General features: G+C 71.9%; 5 protein-coding genes. 2 read left to right on the forward strand and 3 right to left on the reverse strand.

All coding sequences use genetic code 11. The annotated features are described in order from the left end of the window. Positions 1 to 243 (forward strand): pirin-like C-terminal cupin domain-containing protein (locus SSP24_RS42070; RefSeq protein WP_280527097.1); only part of this gene is annotated, 243 nt, incomplete at its 5' end. Next, positions 240 to 584, forward strand: a complete 345-nt coding sequence (locus SSP24_RS42075; RefSeq protein WP_141316488.1) for a GNAT family N-acetyltransferase — start codon at positions 240 to 242, stop codon at positions 582 to 584. The genes SSP24_RS42070 and SSP24_RS42075, both read left to right, overlap by 4 nt. A gap of 57 nt (positions 585 to 641) precedes the next feature. On the opposite strand, the gene SSP24_RS42080 is transcribed toward SSP24_RS42075, so the two are convergent. From SSP24_RS42080 to SSP24_RS42090, 3 genes are read right to left on the reverse strand one after another with little or no spacing between them, the layout of a single operon-like run. Beyond that, positions 642 to 1,430: an MIP/aquaporin family protein gene (locus SSP24_RS42080; protein WP_141316491.1), complete on the reverse strand. Its 789-nt coding sequence runs from the start codon at positions 1,428 to 1,430 to the stop codon at positions 642 to 644. 37 nt (positions 1,431 to 1,467) lie between these two features. Further along, a complete protein-coding gene (locus tag SSP24_RS42085) occupies positions 1,468 to 3,354 on the reverse strand; it encodes an amidohydrolase (protein ID WP_141316494.1) in 1,887 nt (628 codons plus the stop codon). A 20-nt stretch (positions 3,355 to 3,374) separates the two neighbouring features. Then, entirely contained in the window at positions 3,375 to 4,115 is a 741-nt protein-coding gene (locus SSP24_RS42090) for a YoaK family protein (protein ID WP_141316497.1), read from the reverse strand. Between the last annotated feature and the right edge of the window lie 74 nt (positions 4,116 to 4,189).

Below are 4,189 nucleotides of genomic sequence, written 5' to 3' on the forward strand. Positions count from 1 at the left end.
GAGCCGGCCCGGCTCGTACTCCTCGGCGGGCCTCCGTTCGAGGAGGAGATAGTGATGTGGTGGAACTTCATCGGCCGCACCCACGACGACATCGTGCGGGCCCGGGAGGCCTGGCAGAGCGAGTCGGACCGGTTCGGCCGGGTCGAGGGGTACGACGGCGACCGCCTCCCCGCCCCCGCCCTCCCCAACGCCACCATCACCCCGCGCAGGAATCCCGCCCGACCCGAGAAGGAACCACGATGACCGACCAGAACACCGTCACCGCAGTGCGGCACGTACCGGAGCGGAACCGCTACGAGATCCAGGTCGACGGCACGACCGCCGGATTCACGGCCTACCGGGATCGCGGGCAGCAGCGGGTCTTCCACCACACCAGGATCTTCGAGGAGTTCTCCGGACAGGGCCTGGCCTCCCGGCTCGTACGCGGAGCGCTGGACGACGTACGCGACACGGGCAGGCGCGTCGTGCCGGTGTGCCCCTACGTGAAGAAGTTCCTGGCCGGGCACGATGAGTTCGACGACGTCACCGACCCGGTCACGCCGGACGTCCTGGAGTGGCTCGACGCGGCGCTCAAGCACGGCTGAGCCGCCGGTGGCGGCGAGAAGCGTGACAGGTCCCCTCCCCGCCTGCCGCCGGCGGGGTCACGGGGCCGCGGGGTCGTCCACCCGCGGCCGGTCGGCGTGGGCGCCACGCAGCCGGTGCGTGGGCACCCGGCGGTCTCCGGTAAGCAGGTCCCGTACGACGGGCGCCAGGAGGGCGCCGAGCATGGGGGCCAGCAGATAGACCCACAGGAAACGGGACTGCCCGGCGGCCAGCGCCGGGCCGAACTGGCGGGCGGGGTTGAGGCTGCCGCCGGTGCTCGTGCCCAGCAGGACGATGGACAGGCCGACGAGGAGGCCCACCAGGTGCGGGATGAAGCGCGTCAGCCGGTGATCCGGAAGGAACAGCCCCACGATCAGCACGAGCACGCCCATGGACGCCGTCTCCGCCAGGAAGAGCCCCGTGGCCGACCATCCGGGGGCGGGCTGCATGGCCGCGTAGGCCACTGGAGGAGCTCCGGCGACGCTGCCCCAGACGCCCCGTGCCGCGAGCACGCCGAGCAGGGATCCGGCGAGTTGGGCCGCGATGTAGGGTGCGACGGCCGCGCTCGGGAAGACCCCGAAGCGCCACATGGCCAAGGAGATCGCCGGGTTCATGTGGCCACCGGACTGCTTGCCCGGAGGGCTGAGGATGAGCCCGGTGACCAGCAGGCCGACGGCCGCGCCGACGACGAGCAGCTTCAGGTGGATGCCGGGGAGCGCGTCGGAGACGGCGGACGGGCCCATGACCCAGCGGACGATGCTCACCACGCCGAACAGCAGGACGAAGGTCAGGAGGAGCTCCTGGGCGCTGCGCTGGAAGGCCGGAAAGGGTGCGGCGGGGTCGTTCATGAGGTGCTCCTGATGTGCTGTGCGCGGATTCCAGGGATCAGAGGACGAAGCACGGGTCGAAGATCTCGGTGGGTTCTTCGCGGGTGAATCCGCGCTGGGCGCGCCATTGGCGGTGCTGCTCGGATTCCGCGACGGCCTGGCCGAGGAGTTCGGCCTGGCGGGCGCCGGACACGCTGGGTTTGACGGTGGCCTGGTAGCCGCCGAAGCGGGCGACCGGGCTCCATGGCGGGCTGATCGCGGGGAGGTCCTCGTCCAGGCCCTCGTATTCGCCGGCGGCGTGGACGATGCGGCCGCCGACAACGGTCAGCAGCGACTCGATGTGCGGGATGTCCTGCTCCGGCACGGTGAGGAAGTCGTCGGAGAGGATGGCCAGGTCTCCGTAGAAGCCCGGGCGCAGGACGCCCTTGACGTCGTCCTCGCCGGTCAGCTTCGCGCCGCCCTGGGTGTAGAGGGCCAGTGCGGTCTCGCGGTCGACGCGGTTGCCCGGGGAGCGGAGGGCCAGATCGCCGACGGTCCTGCCGGAGACGAGCCAGTGCAGGGCGACCCAGGGGTTGTAGGAGGAGACGCGGGTGGCATCCGTGCCGGCGCCCACGGTCAGCCCGCGCTCCAGCATGGCCCGCACCGGCGGCGCCTGTTCGGCTGCGGCGGCACCGTAGCGGCGGACGAACGCCTCGCCCTGGAAGGACAGCCGGTTCTGGACGGACAGTGCCCCGCCGAGCGCGGCGATGCGGTCCAGACTCTCCGGGGTGACGGTCTCGGCATGGTCGAACAGCCAGCGGTTGCCTGCCGGGAACAGCCCCTCGGCGGCGAGCTTCTCGAAGACCGCCAGGTCGCGCCGGATGGTCTCGTCGTAAGTGGCATGCAGGCGGAAGCCCCAGCCGTTCTCCGACAGCAGGCGCACGGCCTCCTCGAACTCGGCTTCGTAGTCGCCGAGCCGGGGGCGGGGTTCGGTGAAGTTCTCGAAGTCGGCCGCCGCCCAGGTGAGGTTCTCGCCGGCGCCGTTGAGGCGCAGCCACTCGTCGCCGTCGCCGGGCCGGACCATCTCGATCCAGCGCTTGAGGTCGGCGAGCTCCTGGCCCGCGGTCTGGGGGAAGAGGTGGTAGGCGATCCGCAGGGACAGCCTGCCTTCCCTGGCCAGCTCGGTGACGGTGCCGTAGTTGTCGGGGAAGTTCTGGAAGCCGCCCGCGGCGTCGATGGCCGAGGTCAGGCCGAAGCGGTTGAGCTCGCGCAGAAAGTGCAGCGTGGAGGTCTTCTTCTCCTCGTCCGCCGGCACCGGGGCCTTGGCCAGCGTCGAGTAGAGGATCAGCGCGCTGGGCGCGGCCAGCAGGAGCCCGGTGGGCTCGCCGTCGCGGCCGCGGACGATCTGCCCGCCCCTGGGGTCCGGGGTGTCCTTGGTGAACCCGGCGGCCTTCAGCGCGGCGCGGTTGAGGATCGCGGACTGGTACAGGTGCAGCACGAAGACGGGGGTGTCCGGGGCAGCTGCGTTCAGTTCCGCGACGGTGGGCAGGCGGCGTTCGGCGAACTGGTCCGCGCTCCAGCCGCCCACCACCCGCACCCACTGCCCCTTGGGGGTACGGCCCGCCTGTTCGCGCAGCATCGCCAGCGCCTGCCGCAGTGACGGCACGCCGTCCCAGCGCAGTTCGAGGACGTAGTTGAGGCCGCCGCGGATGACGTGCAGATGGGCGTCGTTGAGGCCGGGGACCACCCTGCGGCCGAGTGCGTCGACCACCCGGGTCCGCGGCCCGACGAGCGGTGCGACGTCGGCGTCGTCGCCGACGGCGGTGATGCGGCCGTCCCGGATGGCGACCGCGCCCGCCTGCGGACGGCCAGGGTCGGCGGTGTGGACCTTCGCGTTGCGGACCACCAGGTCAGCGGCGTCGTCGGTGGCGACGGGGACCAGCCCGTCGACGGGAATCGTAGCCATGGGAATCTCCCGAAGGTAGGTCAAGAGGGTGCGTGGGGCGTGCAGTTCCGGTGATTGCATTCCGCCGCGGGGATGCGGAGGAGTACGAGAGCTGTGGCCGCGGCGCTCACGGCGCTGATCAGCAGGGGCAGGCCCAGTCCGTGGTGCAGCACCAGCCAGGCTCCCGACAGGGCGCCGGCGAGCATGGCGAGGACCGCGGTGATGCGGCGGGCGGCCCGGGGGTTGGTGCCGCCCGCGAGCGAGGAGTCGAAGGCCAGGCCGGTGACGGTGAGGGTGAGCACGGTGGTGGTCATGTCAGGGATCGCCAGCTTGCGCACGGTGCCGTTGCGTATGCCCATGGCCACCGCCGTCAGGACGATCAGCGGGTAGCGCGCCTGGTGCGGGGCGGCGAACGCCACGGCCGCGGCCGCGAGCAGGAGCACCGCCTCGACGGCCACGCAGATGCAGACCCAGCGGTGGCGCCGGCGCGGATACTGACGCATTGTCAGTTCAAGGCGCCCCGCGACGACCGCTCCACCGAGGAATGCCGCAAGGGAGACCAGGGAGGCCAGGAGCGAGAAGCCCGGTGCCCCGGCCGCGGCGAACGCGATGATGACGACGTTGCCCGTCATGTTGGCGGTGAAGACGTGGCCGAGTCCGAGGTAGCTGATCGCGTCGACGAGTCCGGTGACGACGGTGAGCGCGGTGAGTGCGACGGGCAGCCGGTCGCTGTGGGCCAGCGCGTGCCGGGGGCCGTGCTTGCCGGGGGTGCTGCTGGTCACGGCGGGGGAGCTCCTTCGTATGGTGCGCTGATTGCGCCGGCCCGGCAGGCCGGGGACGGAGGGCCCCCGGCCTG

The sequence above is a fragment of the Streptomyces spinoverrucosus genome, from assembly GCF_006539505.1.
GTDB classification, from domain to species: Bacteria; Actinomycetota; Actinomycetes; order Streptomycetales; family Streptomycetaceae; genus Streptomyces; species Streptomyces spinoverrucosus.

Coding starts and splice junctions, on each gene's coding strand:
- SSP24_RS42075 (WP_141316488.1), top strand. CDS start 240: ATGACCGACCAGAACACCGTCACCGCAGTGCGGCACGTACCGGAGCGG.
- SSP24_RS42080 (WP_141316491.1), bottom strand. CDS start 1,430: ATGAACGACCCCGCCGCACCCTTTCCGGCCTTCCAGCGCAGCGCCCAG.
- SSP24_RS42085 (WP_141316494.1), bottom strand. CDS start 3,354: ATGGCTACGATTCCCGTCGACGGGCTGGTCCCCGTCGCCACCGACGAC.